At 67.7% G+C, this 19,590-nt stretch carries 22 protein-coding genes; 7 read left to right on the top strand and 15 right to left on the bottom strand.

Annotation, left to right across the window (positions count from 1 at the left end; all coding sequences use genetic code 11):
* Positions 1-2 precede the first annotated feature (2 nt).
* From motA to fliE, 13 genes are read right to left on the bottom strand one after another with little or no spacing between them, the layout of a single operon-like run.
* On the bottom strand, positions 3-914 hold the full coding sequence (motA, locus tag J3U95_RS16975) for a flagellar motor stator protein MotA (RefSeq protein WP_208279855.1): 912 nt from the start codon (positions 912-914) through the stop codon (positions 3-5).
* A 35-nt stretch (positions 915-949) separates the two neighbouring features.
* Complete coding sequence (locus J3U95_RS16970) at positions 950-1,681, bottom strand: FliA/WhiG family RNA polymerase sigma factor (protein WP_208279854.1); 732 nt, start codon at positions 1,679-1,681, stop codon at positions 950-952.
* A gap of 28 nt (positions 1,682-1,709) precedes the next feature.
* A complete protein-coding gene (locus J3U95_RS16965; RefSeq protein WP_208279853.1) occupies positions 1,710-2,162 on the bottom strand; it encodes a flagellar basal body-associated FliL family protein in 453 nt (150 codons plus the stop codon).
* Between the two features lie 3 nt (positions 2,163-2,165).
* Positions 2,166-3,362 carry a flagellar hook-length control protein FliK gene (locus tag J3U95_RS16960; protein WP_208279852.1) on the bottom strand — a complete coding sequence of 399 codons (1,197 nt, stop codon included), beginning with the start codon at positions 3,360-3,362 and terminating at the stop codon, positions 2,166-2,168.
* An 8-nt stretch (positions 3,363-3,370) separates the two neighbouring features.
* A complete protein-coding gene (locus tag J3U95_RS16955) occupies positions 3,371-3,688 on the bottom strand; it encodes a hypothetical protein (protein WP_208279851.1) in 318 nt (105 codons plus the stop codon).
* On the bottom strand, positions 3,681-4,070 hold the full coding sequence (gene fliS / locus J3U95_RS16950) for a flagellar export chaperone FliS (protein ID WP_109344753.1): 390 nt from the start codon (positions 4,068-4,070) through the stop codon (positions 3,681-3,683). Before fliS ends, J3U95_RS16955 begins: the two co-directional genes overlap by 8 nt.
* A gap of 15 nt (positions 4,071-4,085) precedes the next feature.
* Positions 4,086-5,480, bottom strand: coding sequence for a flagellar filament capping protein FliD (gene fliD, locus J3U95_RS16945; protein WP_208279850.1), 1,395 nt, complete (start codon positions 5,478-5,480; stop codon positions 4,086-4,088).
* A gap of 32 nt (positions 5,481-5,512) precedes the next feature.
* Positions 5,513-5,995: a flagellar FliJ family protein gene (locus tag J3U95_RS16940; RefSeq protein WP_208279849.1), complete on the bottom strand. Its 483-nt coding sequence runs from the start codon at positions 5,993-5,995 to the stop codon at positions 5,513-5,515.
* Positions 5,992-7,308 carry a flagellar protein export ATPase FliI gene (fliI, locus tag J3U95_RS16935; protein WP_208279848.1) on the bottom strand — a complete coding sequence of 439 codons (1,317 nt, stop codon included), beginning with the start codon at positions 7,306-7,308 and terminating at the stop codon, positions 5,992-5,994. Before fliI ends, J3U95_RS16940 begins: the two co-directional genes overlap by 4 nt.
* Complete coding sequence (fliH, locus tag J3U95_RS16930; protein WP_208279847.1) at positions 7,305-7,979, bottom strand: flagellar assembly protein FliH; 675 nt, start codon at positions 7,977-7,979, stop codon at positions 7,305-7,307. Before fliH ends, fliI begins: the two co-directional genes overlap by 4 nt.
* Positions 7,976-9,001: a FliG C-terminal domain-containing protein gene (locus tag J3U95_RS16925; protein ID WP_208279846.1), complete on the bottom strand. Its 1,026-nt coding sequence runs from the start codon at positions 8,999-9,001 to the stop codon at positions 7,976-7,978. The genes fliH and J3U95_RS16925 overlap by 4 nt, the downstream gene beginning before the upstream one ends.
* Positions 8,985-10,688, bottom strand: coding sequence for a flagellar basal-body MS-ring/collar protein FliF (gene fliF / locus J3U95_RS16920; protein WP_208279845.1), 1,704 nt, complete (start codon positions 10,686-10,688; stop codon positions 8,985-8,987). Before fliF ends, J3U95_RS16925 begins: the two co-directional genes overlap by 17 nt.
* Positions 10,689-10,710: 22 nt before the next feature.
* On the bottom strand, positions 10,711-11,064 hold the full coding sequence (gene fliE / locus J3U95_RS16915; RefSeq protein WP_208279844.1) for a flagellar hook-basal body complex protein FliE: 354 nt from the start codon (positions 11,062-11,064) through the stop codon (positions 10,711-10,713).
* Positions 11,065-11,393: 329 nt separating this feature from the next.
* Here fliE and J3U95_RS16910 point away from each other — a divergent pair, with 329 nt between their 5' ends.
* Genes J3U95_RS16910 through J3U95_RS16880 form a run of 7 tightly spaced genes read left to right on the top strand, consistent with a single transcriptional unit; the run spans position 11,394 to position 17,739 of the window.
* Positions 11,394-12,314 carry a FliM/FliN family flagellar motor switch protein gene (locus tag J3U95_RS16910; protein WP_208279843.1) on the top strand — a complete coding sequence of 307 codons (921 nt, stop codon included), beginning with the start codon at positions 11,394-11,396 and terminating at the stop codon, positions 12,312-12,314.
* A gap of 5 nt (positions 12,315-12,319) precedes the next feature.
* Positions 12,320-12,670 carry a FliM/FliN family flagellar motor switch protein gene (locus J3U95_RS16905; RefSeq protein ID WP_123069102.1) on the top strand — a complete coding sequence of 117 codons (351 nt, stop codon included), beginning with the start codon at positions 12,320-12,322 and terminating at the stop codon, positions 12,668-12,670.
* Positions 12,667-13,431: a flagellar type III secretion system pore protein FliP gene (gene fliP / locus J3U95_RS16900; RefSeq protein ID WP_208279842.1), complete on the top strand. Its 765-nt coding sequence runs from the start codon at positions 12,667-12,669 to the stop codon at positions 13,429-13,431. The genes J3U95_RS16905 and fliP overlap by 4 nt, the downstream gene beginning before the upstream one ends.
* A 21-nt stretch (positions 13,432-13,452) precedes the next feature.
* Positions 13,453-13,722 carry a flagellar biosynthesis protein FliQ gene (gene fliQ / locus J3U95_RS16895; RefSeq protein WP_109344744.1) on the top strand — a complete coding sequence of 90 codons (270 nt, stop codon included), beginning with the start codon at positions 13,453-13,455 and terminating at the stop codon, positions 13,720-13,722.
* A complete protein-coding gene (gene fliR, locus J3U95_RS16890) occupies positions 13,723-14,514 on the top strand; it encodes a flagellar biosynthetic protein FliR (protein WP_208279841.1) in 792 nt (263 codons plus the stop codon).
* Positions 14,504-15,640: a flagellar type III secretion system protein FlhB gene (flhB, locus tag J3U95_RS16885; RefSeq protein ID WP_208279840.1), complete on the top strand. Its 1,137-nt coding sequence runs from the start codon at positions 14,504-14,506 to the stop codon at positions 15,638-15,640. Before fliR ends, flhB begins: the two co-directional genes overlap by 11 nt.
* Entirely contained in the window at positions 15,637-17,739 is a 2,103-nt protein-coding gene (locus J3U95_RS16880) for a flagellar biosynthesis protein FlhA (protein WP_229519888.1), read from the top strand. The genes flhB and J3U95_RS16880 overlap by 4 nt, the downstream gene beginning before the upstream one ends.
* Here the strand turns inward: J3U95_RS16880 and J3U95_RS16875 are convergent.
* Together J3U95_RS16875 and J3U95_RS16870 are read right to left on the bottom strand one after the other, a co-directional pair.
* Complete coding sequence (locus tag J3U95_RS16875; protein WP_208279839.1) at positions 17,736-18,596, bottom strand: hypothetical protein; 861 nt, start codon at positions 18,594-18,596, stop codon at positions 17,736-17,738. The two genes, J3U95_RS16880 and J3U95_RS16875, sit on opposite strands and share 4 nt — an antisense overlap.
* A gap of 88 nt (positions 18,597-18,684) precedes the next feature.
* Positions 18,685-19,536, bottom strand: a complete 852-nt coding sequence (locus J3U95_RS16870) for a flagellin N-terminal helical domain-containing protein (protein ID WP_208279838.1) — start codon at positions 19,534-19,536, stop codon at positions 18,685-18,687.
* Positions 19,537-19,590: the final 54 nt, after the last annotated feature.

The following is a 19,590-nucleotide window of genomic DNA, read 5'->3' as shown; positions in this document are numbered from 1 at the left end:
TGTTACCCCGTCATGCGGTCGCTGCCGCGGCGCCGCTTGTTCTGCGATTCGTCTTCGCCGCCCATGGCGTTGATCCACTGTTCGAGCTGGGCGAAGCTGGGCTTGGTGTTCAGCTGGATCAGGCGCCGGCCGGCGTCGATCGCCAGCAGGGCCGGCTTGCCGGCGACGTGGGTGCACAGCACCACCTTCACGGTCTCCATGGTCGAGGCGTCCGAATTGACGGTCTGCTTCATCAGGTTGGCCAGCGGCTCGAGCACGCCGTAGCAGAAGAAGATGCCGATGAAGGTGCCGACCATGGCCGCGCCGACCTTCTCGGCGATCTCGCCCGAATCGGCGCCGCCCGAGACCGAGAACATGGCCATCACGATGCCCAGCACCGCGGCCAGGATGCCGAAGCCCGGCATCGCCTCGGCGATTTTTTGCAGCGATTTGGAGGGCTGGGTCAGCTCTTCGTGGATCGCTTCCAGTTCCTGCTCCAGCACGCCTTCCAGCTCGTGGGCGTTGATCTTGCCCATGGCCATCAGGCGGAAATTGTCGACGATGAAGGCCAGCAGCTTCGGCTCTTCCAGGATCAGCGGATAGCGCTGGAACAGCGGGCTTTCGGCGGGCGCCTCGACGTGGGCGTCCAGGGCCTTCAGGCCGCCGGCGGCGGTCTGCAGCAGTTCGTACATCAGGAGCAGCAGCTGGCGCTGGAATTCGGAGTCGTGCTTCTTGCGCGCCGCGACCTTCTTGAGCTGGTGGCCCATCTCGGACAGCACGTGCCTGGGGTTGCCCAGCACCAGGGCGCCGAAGGCGGCGCCGCCGATGATCAGGATCTCGACCGGATGGAAGATCGCGGAGAAGGTGCCTCCCATGATCGTGAAACCGCCGAAGACGGCGCCGAGCACGATGGCGATACCGAGTAGTTGCTGCATGACGTAAGCCTTTCTGGCGTTTTCTGTTGTTCGGTTCAGTCGCGCTGGAGCGCGGCCTTCATCTTGGCCAGCGCACTCTTGTTGAGCTGGCAGACGCGGGCATCGGACAGGTCGAGCACGGCGGCGATTTCCTTGTAGCTCAGTTCGAACTCGTAGATCATCTGGATCACGCGCTGCTCCTTTTCGTTGAGGGTGGTCAGCACCTGTTCCAGGCTGCGCCGCACCATGAACTGTTCTTCCGGGCCGGGAGTGTGATGGGCTTCGGCGACCGCTTCCTGCAATACTTCATCGAAGCTCAGCATTTCCTCGGCGCTGTCGTCGAGCAGATACTGTTGATACTCTTCCGCGGACAGGCCCAGGGCTCCGGCCGCTTCCTTCTCGTTCGGCTCGCGCCCCAGGCTGCGGGTCAGCGCGCGCAGGGCATCGCGCTGGCGATGGCTTTCCTGGCGCACCGCGCGCGGACGCCAGTCCTGGCGCCGCAGCTCGTCGAGGATGGCGCCGCGCACGCGCAGCGCCGCATAGCTCGAGAAGCCGGTATCGGGCTGGCCGTAGCGGCGCAGCGCTTCGAGCAGGCCCATCAGGCCGATCTGTTCCATGTCCTCGCGCCCGAGCGCCCCCGAGACCTGGCTGCCGAGCTGGCGCGCGATGCGCTTGACCAGCGGCGCGTAGGCCAGCAGGTGGCGCCCTTCCTCCTGCGCGCTCATGCCGGCGCTGGTCGCCGCATCGCCGTAGTCGGCGGCGGCGGCAACGTCGAGGTAGTCGCTCATATAGGCCACTTGGTCACCAGGGGACGCGTCACTCGATGATCAGCTTGCCGACCATGACTTCGGAAAACGGCTTCACGTGGTTTTCCTTTTCATAGTTGGCGTTGAATACCTTGTTCAGCTCGGACGCGTACTGGTCGACCGACATGCTCGAGGCTTCGGCCAGGGTGCGCGCCGACAGCGCCGACACGGCGATGCTGCGCAGCAGCGGCAGCTGCTCCTTGGTTTCCTTTTCCTCGGCCGGGGTGGTGGCCAGCACCAGGTCGACCGACAGGTAGTGCGCGGCCTGCTCGTTCGGCGCGCGGCGCAGCATGACGATCACCTTGTCCAGGGTGACGTACTTGGTCAGCTTTTTCTCCGGGGCCGGCTTGGCGGCGACGGCGCCGGCGGCGGGGGCCGGATTCATGTACCACATGGCGCCGCCGGCGGCGGCTGCCGCCGCTACTGCGACGCCGGCGAATGCGATGATCAGTTTTGCTTTCATGGTCTAGTCGCGGTCATTCATCGAAAACAGGGAACCGGCGTCGCCGGCATCGTTCAGGGCCAGGCCGGGCGTGCGCTGGCGCTGTTGCTGCTCTTCCTGGCGGCCGCGGCCCTGGGCGTCGGCGCCCGGCTGGCCGGACGGCTGGTTGCCGGCCTGGGCGGTGGCCTGGGCGCGCGGGGTCTCGCTCACATTGACCGAGACGTTGCTGTACTGGCGTCCGGCCAGGTCGCTCCGCAGGTTGTCGCTGACGGTGTTCAGCTGGCGCAGCACTTCGGTATTGGTGGCGGCGATGTGCACCTCGAGGTTGCCGCCGCTGTGGCGCACCGAGATGTCGATCCGGCCCAGCATCGGCGGCTCGAGGCGGATCGTCGCTTGTTCGGCGCCGCGGCCGAGCTGGACCTGGAGGCGCTCGCCCAGCGCTTCCTGCAGGGTCTGGCGCCAGGCGGTCGGCGGACCGGCCAGGACCACGCTGCCGGCGCCGCGCGCGGTGGCCGGCTGGCTCGGGGCGGTCACGCCGGCGGCGGCGGTGGTCGGGGTGCTGTCGGCGCCGTCGCGCGCTGTGTCGGCGGCCAGCGCGGCGGCCGGCGCGTTCGATGCGGTCGGGGCCGCTGCCGGTGCCGCCGGCAAGGCCTGGGCGGCGGCGTCGGTGCGTGGCGCGGCCGGCGTGGTCGCCGCCAGCGGCACGACCGGGGCTTCCAGCGCGGCGCGGGTCGCGAGCGCAGGCTGGGCCTCGGACGCTGCGAGCGCGTCGGTGACGGCGGCCACGGCCGCAGCGGGGCCCGCCGTGACCGTTGCGGCGCCGTCGTTGGCGGCCGGCTTGGCGCCCGGCATCGCCATCATCATGGCCGGCAGCGCGGCCGGCGCGACTTGCGGCGTCATCGCGGCCAGCGCGGCGTCGATCGCCACGGCCTGCTCCGCGACGAGGACGTCGTCGGCCTGCTCGGACGCGCTGTCGTCGGGCGTGGCATCTGCCGCGGCGGCGTCGCCTGGCGCGGTCGCGTCCAGCGCCGGCAGGGCGCCGTCGACCGCGATCCAGTGCTGGAACGGCAGCGCCTGGGCGGCCGGCTGCGGCAGGGCCGCCCCCGGCACCGCCGTTGCCGTGTCCACGGGCGCCGGGGCCGCATCGAGCGGGGCGCCGTTGACGGTGGCCCTGGCGGCGGTATTGCCGGCGGCATTCATGGCATTCATCGCGCTATTCATGGAGAAATTCATTGTGTGATGCTGCCCGGTTCGAGTTCGCCCGCGAGGGCATAGGCCATGCGGCCTTCCTGGTTGTCGTGCAAATCGTCCATCAGTTCCTGCAGGACGGCGGCGGCCTCGGCGCTCGCCTGGGCTGCCCCATCGTGGGCGGCGCGCAGGCCGGCCAGGGCCGCGCGTTCGCGCGCGCTCCAGCCGCCGCGCGCGGCCAGCACCTCAAGCTGGGGGCCGAGCTCGCGCACGGCGAGCTCGAGCAGGTCCCAGTCGGCGCGCGCGCTGGCGTCGCGCAGGCGCGCGGCCAGGCGCTCGATGGTAGGCGTCCTATCCATTGCGTTCCTGCACGCCTTTCCAGCCCTGGCGGATGGTGGTCAGGATCTGCACCACTTCGTCGATCATCACCGGGTCGAGCTTGATGCTGGCTCCGTGCAGGCGGATGGCGCAGAACTCGTAGATGTTCGCCAGGTTGGCGACGGTCTCGCCGCCGCTCTCGAAGTCGAGCGAGCTCGACAGGCCGTTGATGATCTCGACGCACTTGTCGATGCTCTTGCCCTTGGCTTCGTAGCGGCGCGCGACGATGTGGGCGCGCGCGCGCGCCAGCTCGTCGAGCAGGCCGTCGGTGAGCAGCAGCACCAGCTCGACCGGCGAGGCGCGCGAGGTCTGCGCGTCCAGGTTGACGGCGTGGTAGCTGCCGTAGGCTTCCTGATAGGACATGATGATGGGGCTTTCTTAATCTTTGTCGTTGCCGAACAGGGCGTCGAACAGGCTGACGTTGTGGTTCATCTGCGCCTGCATGGTCTGCAACTGCGTGTATTGCTGCAGATAGCGGTCGTAGGCGGCCTTGTGCTGCTCATCGAGCTTGGCCTGGCGGTCGGCCAGTCGGGTCTGCAGCGTGCTTGTCTGTTCGCGCCGCTGCTTGATCTGGCCGTCGACGCTGTTGCTCCAGGTTTTCAGGTACTGGTCGAGGCCGCCCGCGATGCCGCTCGGGGACGCCGCTGCCGTCGTACCCATGACTGCGTCCAGGCCCTGGGGGTTGCGCGCCAGTTGGGCCAGCAGGCGGTCCTCGTCCAGTTCCAGCGTACCGCTGCGGGTGGCGATGATGCCGTAGGTGGCCAGCGACTCACCGGTGCCCGGACGCAGCAGGGCGGTCAGACGGTCGTTCAGCGCGCGCACGCCGCCGTCGTGGGAGAAGGCGCCGCCGGCCACGCCGTTGGCCGTATCGCCGGGCTTGGTCAGTCCGCTGAGCACCGTCCTGAGCTTGTTGAAGGCGTCGACGAAGGCCTGCACATTGGCGGTCGTGGCCTTGTCGTCCTGGCCCACGGTCAGCGTGAACGGGTTGTCGCCGCTGGCCTGGACCTTGGTGAAGGTCATCTTGACGCCGTCGATGGCGGTGAAGGTATTGCTGGCCTGGACGATCGCGGTGCCGTTCTCGGAGCCGACGCGGATCTCGGCATCCTGGGCCAGGGCCAGCACGCGGCGCCGCGCCGGATCGGCGTTGGCGGCGGCCAGGCTCGAGCCGCCGGTCACCAGGCTGGTGTCGAGCGTGATCGCGGTATTGGCGCCGGTCTCCTTCGAGGTCAGCACCAGCTCGGCGGTGCCGCCGGTGTTGATGACCGAGGCGGTGATCTTGCCGTCATTGCCGGAGGCGGCATTGATCGCGGCGGCCAGCTCGCGCGTGCTCAGGGTGCCGTTACCGTCGGCGTCGGCGGCCGCCATATTGACCTCGAAGGCGGTCGAACCGCCCATGTTGACGGTCAGCTTGCCGCCCACGCCGGCGTTGTCGGTCAGGCCGGTGTACGACACCTGGCTGGCGACCGCCAGCTGCTTGACGAAGAAGGCATAGGTGCCGCCGGCCGCGGTGCTGGTCGCGGTGGCGCTGCCGAGCGTGGTGTCGCTGAAGACGGCCGACTGCGAATACATCGTCTTGTTCAGGCCGGTGAGCGCGGCCAGGCTGGCCTGGAACGCGGACAGCGCCGAGTTCAGCTCGGTCAAGCCCTTCTCGGTGGCGGCAGCGGCCTTGGTCTGGGTGTTCAGGATCTGCTGGCGCGATGCGATATACTTGTCCGCCAGGTCGTTGGCGGTCGGGACTGGATCGAAGGTTGGTGCCGTGATTGCGGTTGCCATGGATTACTCCTGTGTATGCGCTATATATTCGTTCATGCCGCGGCCTGGCCGCCCGTTTTTCCGGCCATCCATGCTTGGGTGGCGATATCGTCCTCGCGCTTTCTGGTGGCGCGTTCCTTGTCCGCCGCATGCGCATCCTGCTCGCGCACCAGCACCTTGCCCAGCAGCTCGCGCCGCACCCAGGCATCCTTCAGGCGGCCCTGGGCCACCGCCATATTCGCTTCGTGCAGCGACAGGTCGGTGCGGTGGCTGTCGGCCAGTGCCAGCACGTCCTGCTTGTAGGCGCCGCAGTTCAGGGCCAGCGCCGGCGACAGCAGCGGTGCGGCGCCGCTGGCGCCGCGCGCATTGCCGGAGGCGCCGCTGCCTTCGGCCAGCGCGGTAAGCCGCTCCAGGTTGTTCTGGTAGCGCAGCCGGGTCGCTTCCTGGCTGGCCAGGTCGGCCTGCAGGCGGTCGACCTGGGTCGAACGCAGTTGCACCAGGGTGCCGATGCTGCGGATCGTGTGTTCTCGCTTCATTCCGTCATCGCTTTCAGGGCATCGACACAGCCATCCATCGGGGCTTCCTCGCGGGTGCCCTGGCACAGGAAGGCTTCGATCTGCGGCTGTAGCTGCACCGCGCGGTCGGTTTCGGGATCGGCGCCCGGCACATAGGCGCCGAGCGGGATCAGGTCGCGCACGCGCGCATGGCGCGCCATCGCGGCCTTCAGCTTGCGCGCGGCCAGCGCGTGTTCCTGCGGCACCACCTGCGCCATGCAGCGCGAGATCGACTGGGCGACGTCGATCGCCGGATAGTGGCCGCGCTCGGCCAGCTCGCGCGTGAGCACGATGTGGCCGTCGAGGATCGCGCGCGCCGAGTCGACCACCGGGTCCTGCTGGTCGTCGCCCTCGGCCAGCACCGTATAGATGGCGCTCATGCTGCCTCGCGCCTGTTCTCCATTCCCGGCCGATTCGACCAGCTGCGGCATGTTCGAGAACACCGACGGCGGATAGCCGCGCGTGGCCGGCGGCTCGCCCAGCGACAGCGCCACTTCGCGCAGCGCCATCGCGTAGCGGGTCAGCGAATCGCACAGCAGCAGCACGTTCTGGCCGCGGTCGCGGAAATGGGCCGCGATCGAATGGCACATCTCGGTCGCCATCACCCGCATCAGGGGGCTTTCGTCGGCCGGCGCCACCACCAGCACGGCGCGTTTCAGGCCGTCGGGGCCGAGCGAGCGCTCGACGAATTCGCGCACTTCGCGGTTACGTTCGCCGATCAGGCCGACCACGATCACGTCGGCCACGGTCTGGCGCGTGATCAGGCCCAGCAGCACCGACTTGCCGACCCCGGAACCGGCCATCAGGCCGACGCGCTGGCCCTTGCCGATGGTGAGCATGGCGTTGATGGCGCGCACGCCGACGTCGAGCGGTTCCTCGACCGGCGCCTTGCGCAGGGGATTGACGCGCGGCGGGGTGGTCGACAATGGCTGGTCGCCGCCGAGGCGGCCCAGGCCGTCGATCGGCTCGCCCAGGCCGTTGACCATGCGGCCCAGCCACGAAGGCCCGATCATCAGGTCGCTCTTGTCCGGCGTGGGCAGCACGCGCGCGCCGGTGGCCAGGCCGGTCGCCTTCTTGAACGGCATGAGGTAGGACACTTTTTCGCGAAAGCCCACCACTTGCGCGTCGAGCCACTCGCCGTCGACTTTCTCGATGCGGCAGCGCTGGCCCGTGTGCAGGCGGCAGCCGACAGATTCCAGCAGCAGCCCCTGGGCGCCGACCAGGCGCCCGGTCGGCGTCGCCACCGGCACTGCGCCGATGTCGACCGCGCGCAAGGAATCGGCCAGGGCCATCATGGCGTCGGCTCTTCCGTCATGAGCTGGTCGTGGACCTGCTCCATCACCGCCTTCAGGCGGCCCTGGCAGCCGGCGTCGACTTCATTGTCGCCGGAGCGCACGCGGCATTCGCCCGGCTCCAGGGCAGGGTCGGGCAGCAGGGTCCAGGCGCGGGCGCGCTTGGGATCGAGTTCCTGCACCCGGCGCAGTTCTTCGGGATTCATGAACACTTCGACGTCGTCGCGCGACGGCGGCATCACCGCCAGCGCTTCTTCGACCAGGGCCAGCAGCTGGACTGGCTGCAGCGCCAGCTCGGCGCGGATCACCTGGCGCGCGATCTTGCCGACCAGTTCGACCACCTCGTTGCGCTGGGCCGCGCGCAGGTCGGCCTTCAGCTGTCCCAGGCTTTCCAGGATGGCGTCGACCGGGCGCGCCAGCTCGTCGAAACGGGCCAGCGCGCTGGCGCGGCCTTCTTCCATTCCGCGCTCGCGGCCCTCGGCCTCGCCGCGCGGGTAGCCTTCGGCGCGGCCCTGGTCGAGGCCGGCCTCATAGCCTTCGCGCTGTCCCTGGCGGTAGCCGTCGGCCAGCGCGCTCTGCCATTCCTCGGTCGAGCCGACGCCGTCCGAACCGGCCGGACGCGCCTTGCTGACCTGGTGCAGCGGCGGGAAGTGAAAGGACCTGAACGGCTTCATTCGGCGGTCGCCTCGGCAAACAGCTGGATGTCGATTTCGCCGGCGTCGGCCAGTTCCTTGACGGTGGCCATGATCTCGCGGCGGGTCTGTTCGATGCGCGACATCGGGACCGGGCCCGAACGGCGCATCAGGTCTTCGAAGCTCTGGGCCTGGCGGCGCGGCATGGCGGCCAGGATGGCGTCGCGCAGCGGCGCTTCGGCGCCCTTGAGCGCGATCGCCCACTGTTCCAGCGGCACGTCGTCGAGCAGGCGGGTGATGACCTGTTCGGTCTGGCGCGACAGGATGAAGAAGTCGTACATCGACATCTCGATCTGCGTCACCACCTCGGGATCGTGGGCGCGCAGCAGCTCGACCATGCCGGCGCGGTTGTCCTGCAGGCGGTTGAGGATGTCGGCGACCTGGCGCACGCCCTCGACGCTGGCGCTCTGCGTGTCGAGCGCGGCCAGGCAGCGGTTGACCAGTTCTTCGAGTTCGTGCAGCACGTCGCGGTCGATCTCGTCCAGGCGCGCCATGTTCAGCAATACTAACTCTCGACCCTCCAGCGGCAGCGCCTCCAAAATTTGAGACGCCAGCGCCGGCGGCAGGAAGGCCAGGAACACGGCCTGCATCTGCACGTGCTCGCTCGAGACGAATTCGGCCAGCCAGCGCGGCGAGGCATACTGCAGGCGCGCCATCATCGGGCGGATCGCGTCGCCATAGATCGTGTTGAGCACGCTGTTGGCGATGTCGCTGCCCAGCGCCAGGTCGAGCGAGCGCTTGAGGTAGCTGCGCGAGGCGCCGTGCAGGCCGCTTTGCTGGCGGTAGTCGTCGAAGAAGGACTGGAGCGCCGATTTGACGGCGTCGACCTTGATGCCGCTCATGCGCGACATCACCTGGGTCAGCTCCATCAATTCGTCGCGCTCGAGGCAGCGCAGCACGGCGGCCGCCTGCTCCTCGCCGATCGACAGCAGCACGATCGCGGCCTGTTCGACCGAGGTCAGGGCGACGCCGTCGTCGTCCTCGAAATTATTCTGGTCGGCCATGTTTTTTCTGTACCCATTGTTTGACGACTTCGGCAACGCGCTCGGGCTCCTTGCCGGCCAGGACTTTCAAATGATCGACCATCACGTCGACCGCCGAACCGCTCGGCGGCAGGTCGTAGTTTTCCAGCAGCGGCACCACGGCGCCGGGGCGGGCGGCGGTGGCCGCGCCGTCCGGCGCGCCGAGGGCTGCCACGCCGGCCGGGGTCGCGTCTGCGGCGTCGGCGGCAGCCGCGGCGCCGCTGCCCGGCAGGGCCGGAGCGGCCGGCACGAGCGGCGGCTGTTGCGGCGCCAGGCGGGTGGTGACGGCGCGCAGCAGCGGGCGGGCCAGCAGGAAGTAGGCCAGCAGGGCGCCCAGCGCCCACAGGGCGTAGGTGGTCATGTCGACCACGTTGTCGCGTTCCTGCCACCATTCCTGGGCCACCGGCGCGGCCGGGAATTTCAGGCTCGACACGGCCAGCACGTCGCCGCGCGCGGCGTCGATGCCCAGGCCGCCGGCCAGGATTTTCTCGATATTGGCCAGCTCGGCCGGGGTCCAGGCCTGGCCGTTGGCGGCGCTGGCATTGTTCAGCACCACCGCCACCGACAGCTTCTTCAGGCGGCCGCGCTCGCGCTTGATCTGGGTGATCGCGCGGTCATAGGCATACTGGCGGGTGGTGGCGTTCTTGCGGGCGCTGCCGTCGTCGTTGTTCTCTTGCGGCGCGTCGCCTTCGGCATCCGGGGTGGCCGGCACCGGAGGACGGTTCGACAGCGTGCCCGGCACGCCCAGCGCCATGCGGTTCTTCTCCATCTCTTCGCGCATCGCTTCGCTGGTGACCTTCGGCGCTTCGCCGTATTTTTCCTGGGTTTCCTCGATGCGGTCGTTGTCGACCGCGGCGGTGACGCTCAGCTTGTAGTTGTCGACGCCGAGGATCGGCGCCAGCAGGTCGTTGACGTTGGCGCGCACCTCGTCGGTATAGCGCTTGGAGGCGGCGTCGCCCTGGGTCGCGCCTTCGAAGCCGTCGGCCAGGTCGACCCGCGCCGACAGCAGGTTGCCGGCCTGGTCCACCAGCGACACGCGCTGCGGCTTGAGGCCGGCCACGCTGCCCGAGACCAGGTTGACGACGGCGGCCACCTGTTCGTTCGACAGCGCGCGGCCCGGCTTGACGGTGACCATCACCGAGGCCGAGTTGCCGTCGGTATTGGCGGTGACGAAGGAGCTGGTCTTGGCGATGGCCAGGTGAACCCGCGCCGAAGCGATGGCGTCCATGGTCAGGATGCTTTGCGCCAGCTCGCCTTCCAGGCCGCGCCGGAAGCGCACGTCCTGCACGAATTGCGACACGCCCAGCGGGTCGGAGCGGTCCATCAGTTCCAGGCCGGCCGGCAGCTGGGCGGTCACACCCTTGGCGGCCAGCAGCATGCGCACCTTGCCCAGCGCGGACGCCGGCACCATCACCTGGCCGCTGTCGGGGTGGACGCGATAGGGAATCTGCTCGGCTTCGAGCACCGTCATCATGTCGGCGGCGACGACTTTTTCGCGCGCGCCGAACACCGGCTTGTAGCTGGACTGGTCCTGCCACAGGTACATCATGATGGCGGCGGTGAGCGCCACGGCCAGGCCGAGCATCAGCGGCAGGTTGTTGCGTAGCGCCGGTGGCAGCGAGGGCAGGGCCAGCTTGCCGCCGACGGCGGACTTGAGGGAGGAGATCACGGGATGTCGCTTTTCGAATGGTTCAGACCGGGAGCTTGATCAGTTCGTCGACCGCCGTCATGACCTTGTTGCGAACCTGCATCAGCATCGAGAACGACAGGCTGGCCTGCTGGCTCGCCAGCATGGCGCCGACCAGGTCGTCGCTTTTGCCGGATTCGACCGCGGCCACGCGGGCGCCGGCGGCCTGGTCCTGGGCGTTGACGTTGTCCAGGGCCTGCTTCATGACCTGGGTGAACGAGAAACCTGCGTCGGCCTGGGCCCCATGGGCGCCCAGTTCTGCGAACGAATTGGCGGCGGGAGCGATCGCCAGGCGGTTCGCGTCGTTGGTCAGTTGCGCCAGGTCGGCCCGGATCAGGCCGGCAAGTTCAGTTGCCATCGTGGTTCCCATTTAAAACGTTGTTGTTTGAGAGCGACAAAAAGTTACCGTTTTTCGTCTTTTTACAACGGCTCTTAGTAAGAAAACCTTGAAAGCCGATCAACGAACGAACGTTTGTTTTTGCCGTCTGACTTCCGTCAAGCTACTGTTTTTGCCGTTGTCCCCAGAGGGAGGCGGGTCAGTTGTTGCGGTGCGACAGCACGATATTACCGTACGGCAAGTTGGAAATCAAAGAAGAATGTCAAAGTCTCAGCGGGTAAGTTCCCTGTATAATTGTTGCCGTGGGGAATGAAAAGCTGTCATCGAAACGTAATTTTCAGTCAACAAACATGTCGATTAATCAACCAGATCGTGCGCGCGATTTCCAGGTGCTCGACCCCTGCCTGCTGGGACGTCCGGTACACCTGCTGCCGTCCTTCGCGGCGCGCCTGGCCGAGGCGCTGGGAGCGGCGATGGCCTCGCCCGGAGGCCGCCGCTACTGGGGCGCGTTCCGCCTCGAGAGCCTCGCATTCGAGCGCGCTCCCGACGACCGCAGCCTGCGCTGGCTGGGCGTGAACGGTCCTTACGGCCTGGCCGCGGTCGCGTTCGAGCGCGGTCTGTTGCTGGGCCTGCTCGAGGGCCGCTATGCGCGCCGCACCCAGGGCCCGAACGCTGCGCCGCAGCGTGACCCAGGCCTCGAGCGCGTGACCGCGACCGAGGAGCGGCTGGGCGCGACCCTGGCCCAGCAAGTGGCGGCGCTGCTGGACCAGAAGGTGGCCGAAGGACTGCTGGCGGCCGGTGCTGCTGTAGCGGCCGCGCCACAGCAGGCGAAGGCCGGGGCCTCGATCGTGCCGGCGGGCGCCCCCGGCAAGGCCGGCTGGGTGATCCGCGCCGTGCTGCGCGCCCAGTATGGACGGCGCGATACCGACGACCCCAGCCTGGCGGCGCCGGAAGGACAGTTGTGGATCAGCCCCGACCACGGCCTGATGGCCCACGTCCTGCAGGGCCTGATGGCCGAGCGCAATGGCATGCGCGGGACCGTGCGCATGGCGCGCGAGCCGCTGGCCACGCACCTGCAGGTGAAGCTGGAAGGCCGCCTGGTGAGCAAGGAAGTGACCCTGGCCACGCTGTTTGGCCTGAAGGTCGGCGACGTGATCCCGGTCTCGGTCGGCCGCGCCGACGTGCTGCTCGACGATTCCCGCCTGTTCACGGCCGCGGTGGCCGAGCACAAGGGCAAGCTGTGTTTAACCTCATTTGAAGACGCCGAATAATGGACATGAACCTCAACGAGCAACTGGCTGGCGACGTGATCATCGACGATCTGGACGCCGCCGAGCAGGCGACCTCCACGGCCGGCCGCACTGGCGCACGCCAGCTGCCGCAGATGATGCGGCGCATCCCGGTGACCCTGACCCTCGAGGTCGGGTCGGCCCGGGTCTCGCTTCAGGAACTGATGGAGATCCAGCCGTCGTCGGTGCTGCCGCTCGATTCGCTGGCCGGCGAGCCGCTGGTGATCAAGGTCAACGGCACCCCGATCGGGCGCGCCGAGGTGGTGGTCGCGGGCGAGCAGTACGGCCTGAAGGTGATCGACCTGGACGGCCTGAACCTGGACATGCTCGCGCCATGACGCGCAGCACCCGCGGCGCGGCCACGGCTGCGCTGCTGTTGGGCGGCCTGCTGCTGTCGGTGCCGGCGCTGGCCCAGAACCAGGACCTGCTGGCCGGGGTGATCCCCGGTGCAGACGCCACCAGCTCCGGCATGACCGTCAAGTCGCAGATCCTGGTCATCATGACCCTGCTCGGGCTGCTGCCCGTGATGATCATGATGATGACCTGCTTCACCCGCTTCGTCATCGTGCTGTCGCTGCTGCGCCAGGCCCTCGGCCTGCAGCAGGGCCTGCCGACCCGGATCATCACCGGCATCGCCCTGATCCTGACCATCCTGGTGATGCGTCCGGTCGGCGAGCAGGTCTGGAAAGAAGCCTTCCTTCCCTACGACCAGGACCGTATCGGCCTCGAGCAGGCGCTGCGCATCGCCGAGGGGCCGATCTCGCGCTTCATGCTGGCCCAGACCAGCAAGGCTTCGCTGGCACAGGTCGCGCGCCTGGCGGGCGAGCCGCTGCACGCCCAGCCGCAGGCGCACAGCTTCCCGGTCAAGCTGGCGGCCTTCGTGCTGTCCGAGCTGAAGACCGCGTTCCAGATCGGGGCCATGCTGTTCATCCCGTTCCTGATCATCGACCTGGTGGTGGCCTCGGTGCTGATGGCGATGGGCATGATGATGCTGTCGCCGCTGGTGATCTCGCTGCCGTTCAAGCTGCTGCTGTTCGTACTGGTCGACGGCTGGACGCTCACCGTCAGCACCCTGGTCGGCAGCATCCACGGCTATTAGCGCATCCGGGAGAAACGAGACATGAGTCCCGATATCGCCGTCGACCTGGTGGTCGAGGCACTGCAGATCGTGATGCTGCTGGTGATGGTGCTGGTCATCCCGGGCCTGATCATGGGCCTGGTGGTGGCGCTGTTCCAGGCCGCGACCCAGATCAACGAGCAGACCCTGAGCTTCCTGCCGCGCCTCCTGGTGACCTTGCTGGCGGTGATCCTGGCCGGCCACTGGATGACCTCCAAGCTGATGGATTACTGCGTGTCGGTGTTCCAGCGCGCCGCGACCCTGGTGGGTTGAATGGGCATCGAGCTGTTCGGCTTCCTCCTGCCGCTGATCGGCGCCCTGTGGTGGCCGTTCTGCCGCATCATGGCGATGATGGTCACCGCCCCGGTGATGGGCGACGGCGCGATCCCGATGCCGGTGCGCGCGCTGCTGGCGCTGGTGCTGTCGTTCCTGATGCTGCCCCTGACCAGCCGCGCGGGCGGCGCCATGCTAGACCCGTTTTCGCTGGCCGGCGTGGTCGCGATGTTCGAGCAGGCCGTGATCGGCGGCGTGCTGGGCCTGGCCCTCCAGTTCGCGATGGCGGCGGTGACCATGCTCGGCTTCCTGGCCTCGAGCCAGATCGGCTTTTCGATGGCCCAGATGAACGATCCGATCAACGGCCAGGTTTCGGACGTGATCTCGGGCCTGATGTCGCTGGTGGCGATGCTGGTGTTCTTCGCCATCGACGGCCACCTGGTGCTGGTGGCGGTGCTGGGCCAGAGCTTCCACGCCTGGCCGGTCGGCTCGGGCTTCCAGCCGATGCTGCTCGAGGCGGTGGCGTTCAATGTCAGCTGGGTGTTCGCCGCCGCGATGCTGCTGGCGCTGCCGATCGTGTTTTCCACCATCGTGGTGCAGATGGGCTTCGGTTTCCTGAACCGGGTCGCGCCCAGCCTGAACCTGTTCTCGCTGGGCTTTGCGCTGGTGACCATTTTTGGCCTGCTGATGCTGGTGCAGCTGGTGCGCTTCATCCCCGAGCACTACGTCGCGATGACCAACCAGGTGCTCGAGATGATCAACGAGCAGATGAGGATGGCCCGTGGCGGATAACAGCAGCGGCGACAAGACCGAAAAGCCCTCAGCCCAGAAGCTCAAGAAGGCGCGCCAGGAAGGGCAGGTGGTGCGTTCGCGCGACCTGGCGACCGCGGTCGGCATCCTGATCAGCCTCAAGCTGTTTTCGCTGATGGCGCCGACCTACCTGGAAGATATGCGCCACCTGTTCCGGCTGGTGTTCGCGCCGCTGGGCGCCGAGGGCGCCATGGAGAACGCCCTGTCGACCGTGTTCGGCGCCGCCGTGGTGCTGCTGGCGCAGATGGTATTGCCGCTGCTGGCGGTGCCGTTCGCGATCGTCGTCGCCGGCGCGGTGCCGGGCGGCTTCATCGCCAGCGGCAAGAACCTGCAGCCGAAGTTCAGCCGCTTCAGCCCCATCACCAACCTGGGCAACCTGTTCACCCAGAAGCACTGGGTCGGCTTCCTGACTTCGTTCGCCAAGGCCGTGATGCTGGGCGTGGTGCTGTGGATGGTCTCGCGCGCCAGCATGAAGGCCTACGTCGAGTTGCAGCGCATGCCGCTGGCCGACGCCGTGACGACCGGCGCCGGCCTGGCCTTCGACGCCCTGATGGCGCTGGTGGCGGTGTTCGTGGTGTTCGCGGTGATCGACGTGCCGGTGCAGCACTACCTGTTCATGCGCAACCAGCGCATGAGCAAGCAGGACATCAAGGATGAACACAAGAGCAACGAGGGCCGGCCCGAGGTCAAGCAGCGCATCCGCCAGCTGCAGCAGCAGCTGGCGCGGCGCAGCGTGCGCAGCACGGTGCCGACCGCCGACGTGGTGATCGTCAACCCCGAACACTATGCGGTGGCGCTGAAGTACGATACCGCGCGCGCCGAGGCGCCGTTCGTGGTGGCCAAGGGCGTCGACGAGATGGCGCTCTACATCCGCCAGGTGGCGCGCGAGAACAACGTCGAGACCCTCACCCTGCCGCCGCTGGCGCGCGCCATCTACAACACCAGCCAGGTCCAGCAGCAGATCCCGGCACAGCTGTACCAGGCGGTGTCGCAGGTGCTGAACTACGTCCTGCAACTGAATGCGTTCCGTACGGGCCGGCGCCAGGCGCCCCCGCGGTTCCCCAACGAGGTGGACGTTCCACCTCACCTGAGCGAGGCAAGAGCATGAACTTTACGAATACCATCAACGCCTTCGTCGGCGAGCTGCGACGGCACAAGTTCGCGGCCCCGGTGTTCCTGATCGCGCTGCTGGGCATGATCATGCTGCCGCTGCCGCCAGTGCTGCTGGACGTGCTGTTCACCTTCAACATCGTGCTGTCGCTGATCGTGATCCTGGTCGCGGTGACGGCCAAGCGGCCGCTCGACTTCTCGGTGTTCCCGACCGTGATCCTGGGCGCGACCCTGATGCGCCTGGCGCTGAACGTCGCTTCCACCCGCGTGGTGCTGCTGCATGGCCACGAAGGCACGCATGCCGCCGGCCAGGTGATCGAAGCCTTCGGCAACGTCGTCATCGGCGGCAACTTCGTGGTCGGCCTGGTGATCTTCATCATCCTGATGATCGTCAACTTCATCGTCGTGACCAAGGGCGCGGAGCGGATCTCGGAAGTCTCGGCGCGCTTCACGCTCGATGCGCTGCCGGGCAAGCAGATGGCGATCGACGCCGACCTGAACGCCGGCCTGATCAACCAGGAGCAGGCCACCACGCGGCGCAAGGACGTCGCCGCCGAAGCCGACTTCTACGGTGCGATGGACGGCGCCTCGAAATTCGTGCGCGGCGATGCGATCGCCTCGATCCTGATCCTGATCATCAACCTGGTGGGCGGCGTCGCGATCGGCGCCTTGATGTACGACCTGGCCCTGGGCGACGCCTTCCGCGTGTACGCGCTCTTGACCATCGGTGACGGCCTGGTGGCCCAGATCCCGGCGCTGATGCTGTCGGCCGCGGCCGCGATCCTGGTCACCCGCATCGGCGAATCGGGCGACCTCGAACAGCAGGTCGGCCATCAGGTGCTGGCCCAGCCGGGCGTGCTGTATTCGGCGGCCGGCGTGATGCTGCTGATGGCGGTGGTGCCCGGCATGCCGTGGCTGTTCTTCGCGCTGGCGGCGGCGGTGCTGGCCTTCGCCGGCTGGAAGGTCGGCCAGCGGGTGCTGGCGCCCGACAACGCCGGGGTGGCCAAGATCGAGGCCGCGCTGCGCGAAGAGCGCGTGGCCGACCTCGACTGGCAGGCCTTGCCGGTGGTGCAGCCGGTGACGGTGGCGGTGGGCTACAAGCTGGTCGGCATGCTGGACCGCGCCCAGGGCGAGCCGCTCAACAAGCGCGTCAAGGGCGTGCGCCAGAGCCTGTCGGAACAGATGGGCATGCTGCTGCCGGCGATCGCGGTGCGCGACGACCTGGCGCTGCGCCCCACCCAGTATGCGATCAGCCTGTCCGGCACGGTAGTGGCCGAGGCCGAGGTGATGCCCGACCACCTGCTGGCGATCCCGTCGCCGAACGTGTACGGCGAGCTCGATGGCGTGCCCGGCATCGAGCCGGCCTACGGCATGGCGATCACCTGGATCGAGCCGGATCAGAAGGCGCACGCGCTGGGCCTGGGCTATCAGGTGGTCGAGGTGCCGAGCGCGATCGCGACCCACGTCTCGAAGGTGGTGCGCGAATACCTGCACGAGCTGTTCCGCCACGAGGACGTGCCGGCGATCCTGGAACGCCTGACGGCACTGTCGCCCAAGCTGGCGGCGGCGCTGGACAAGGCGCTGACCCATACGCAGCTGCTGCGCGTGTTCCGCGTGCTGCTGGCCGAGGGCGTGTCGCTGAAGGACATCGTGGTGATCGCCACCACCTTGCTCGACAGCTCGGAGACGACCAAGGATCCGATCCTGCTGGCGGCCGAGGTGCGCTGCGCGCTGCGGCGCCAGATCGTCTCCAGCCTGTTCGGCAAGAAGAAGGACATGCCGGCGTTTAACCTGTCGGCCGAACTGGAGAACATGCTGCTCGGTTCCTTGAACCAGGCGCGCCAGGCCGGCGGCGGCAAGGTCGTGCTGGATAATTACCCGATCGATCCGCAACTGCTGTCTCAACTGCAGATCAATATGCCGGTGGCGCGCGAGCAGATGAAGCAGCAGCACACGCCGCCGCTCTTGCTGGTGCTGCCGCAGGTGCGCCCGCTGCTGGCGCGCTATGCGCGCCTGTTCGCGCCGGGCCTGCACGTGCTGTCGTATAACGAGATTCCAGAGAACCGTGATGTGTCGATCGTCGGAACCGTGGGTTAACTTTCGCGCGGCTCCGGCGCCGATTGCGCCGGCAGCAGCAGCGCCAGTTCGGCCACCGTCCTGAACACCGCCGGCGTGAGCGCCTGCGCCGCCGCTTCGGCGTTGGCGATCATGGCGTGGCTGGCCCCGGCCGGCAGGCGGTCGCGGTATTGCCAGCGCAGTACCTTCACCCCGGCCTTGTCCAGTACCGTTTCGAGTTCCGGCTGCAGCCAGCGCAGGCGCGTCAGCGCGCGCGCGTCAGGCGCGCAGATCTCGATCGACACCCCTTGCGGAAGTGGCTCGACCTGGATCACCACCACCGAGCCGTCGGCCAGCTGCAGTTCGAGGCGCAGCGCCGCGCGCGGGCGGCGCCGGCGGCCGGGCGGCTTGTCGGCTTCCTCGGCCATGACTTCCAGATGCTGGGCAGCAGTGCCGCCGGCGTGCACGGTGAAGCGCCAGGCATCCTGGTGTGCGAGCAGTTCGGGCTGGCGCGCCACCTGGCCCTGCTGGGCCGCCATCAGCTGGGCCGGCGACAGCTGGCCGGCGCTGGCCGCCAGCGCGCGGCTGGTGAGCTGGCTGCCGTGGTTGCGCACCTGGGTGCGCCAGGCGCGCGCGAGGCTTAACGCGTCCTGTTGCGGATAGGCCAGATGGCGCGCCATCAGCACCTGGTCGGGACGCATGGCCGCGCCTTCGGCGGCGCCGTCCGCTGCGGCCTGGGGCGGGGCGCCGGTAGTGGCCGCCAGCGGCGTGGAGAACGGCAGCGCCGGCGCATTGCCGCTGTTGGCCAGCAGCGCGGCCGGCGCGGCGGCGGCTACGACGCCGACCTGCAGCGGCGTCGCCGGCGCCGGCGGGAGGGGGGGAAAGGAAATGCTGGCCATCAGGGATCCCGATCAGGAATGAAAAAAGGCCAACCGCGAGGCTGGCCTTTCGAAGCTTACCCGGAGTGAGGTCCGGGCGTGGCCAGAATTATTGCAGCAGCGACATGACCATCGACGACTGGCTGTTTGCCTGCTTCAACATGGCGGTCGAGGCTTGCAGCAGCATCTGGTTGGAGGTCATGTTCGCGCTTTCGCTGGCGAAGTCGACGTCCATGATCTGGCCGGTTGCAGCCTTGGTGTTGGTGCTGATGTTGGCCAGGTTGTTGTACACGTGTTCCAGACGGTTGGCGGCAGCGCCCAGGCCCGAACGGACCTTGTTGACCGATGCCAGTGCGGTTTCCAGATTGCCGATAGCGGTGTTGGCTGCACCGGTCAGCTCGGTGCCGGTTGCGGCACCAGCATAGTTGGAGGTTGCTGCGGTCACATCAGTAACGACGCTGGCGACATCTGCGCTCAGGTTGATTGACATGGTTTCGCTCGACGAAGCGCCGATCTGGAAGGTCATGGCAGCAGCCACGGTACCGCCGACCAGCAGCTTGGTGCCGCCGAAGGTGGTGTTCTTCAGGACGTTGCCCAATTCTTTGCCCAATGCGTCATATTCCGACTGCATTGCGGTTTTGTCATTGGCGGTCGACGAGGCATCGGCGGCCTGGGTTGCCAGGTCTTTCATGCGGATCAGCATGTTCGACACTTCGTCCAGCGCGCCTTCGGCAGTCTGCAGCATCGAGGTCGAGTTCGCGGTGTTACGCATTGCAACGGTCATGCCCGACGTCTGTGCTTTCAGGCGCGAGGCGATCTGCAGGCCGGCAGCGTCATCCATTGCCGAGTTGATTCTATAGCCGGTCGACAGGCGGGTTTGCGAGGTCGACAGGTTGCTTTGGGTTTTCGAGATCGAATTCTGTGCCGACAGGGCGGCGACGTTGGTATGCAGGCTCAGCATTTTTTAAAACTCCTGGTGTGGGTGACTTGGTCAATCGAGCGTTTTACTCGATCT

This window comes from Massilia oculi, assembly GCF_017582745.1.
GTDB classification, from domain to species: domain Bacteria; phylum Pseudomonadota; class Gammaproteobacteria; order Burkholderiales; family Burkholderiaceae_D; genus Telluria; species Telluria oculi_A.
The sequence above is the reverse complement of the archived record's forward strand: the minus strand, read 5'-3'. Positions and strand labels throughout refer to the sequence as shown.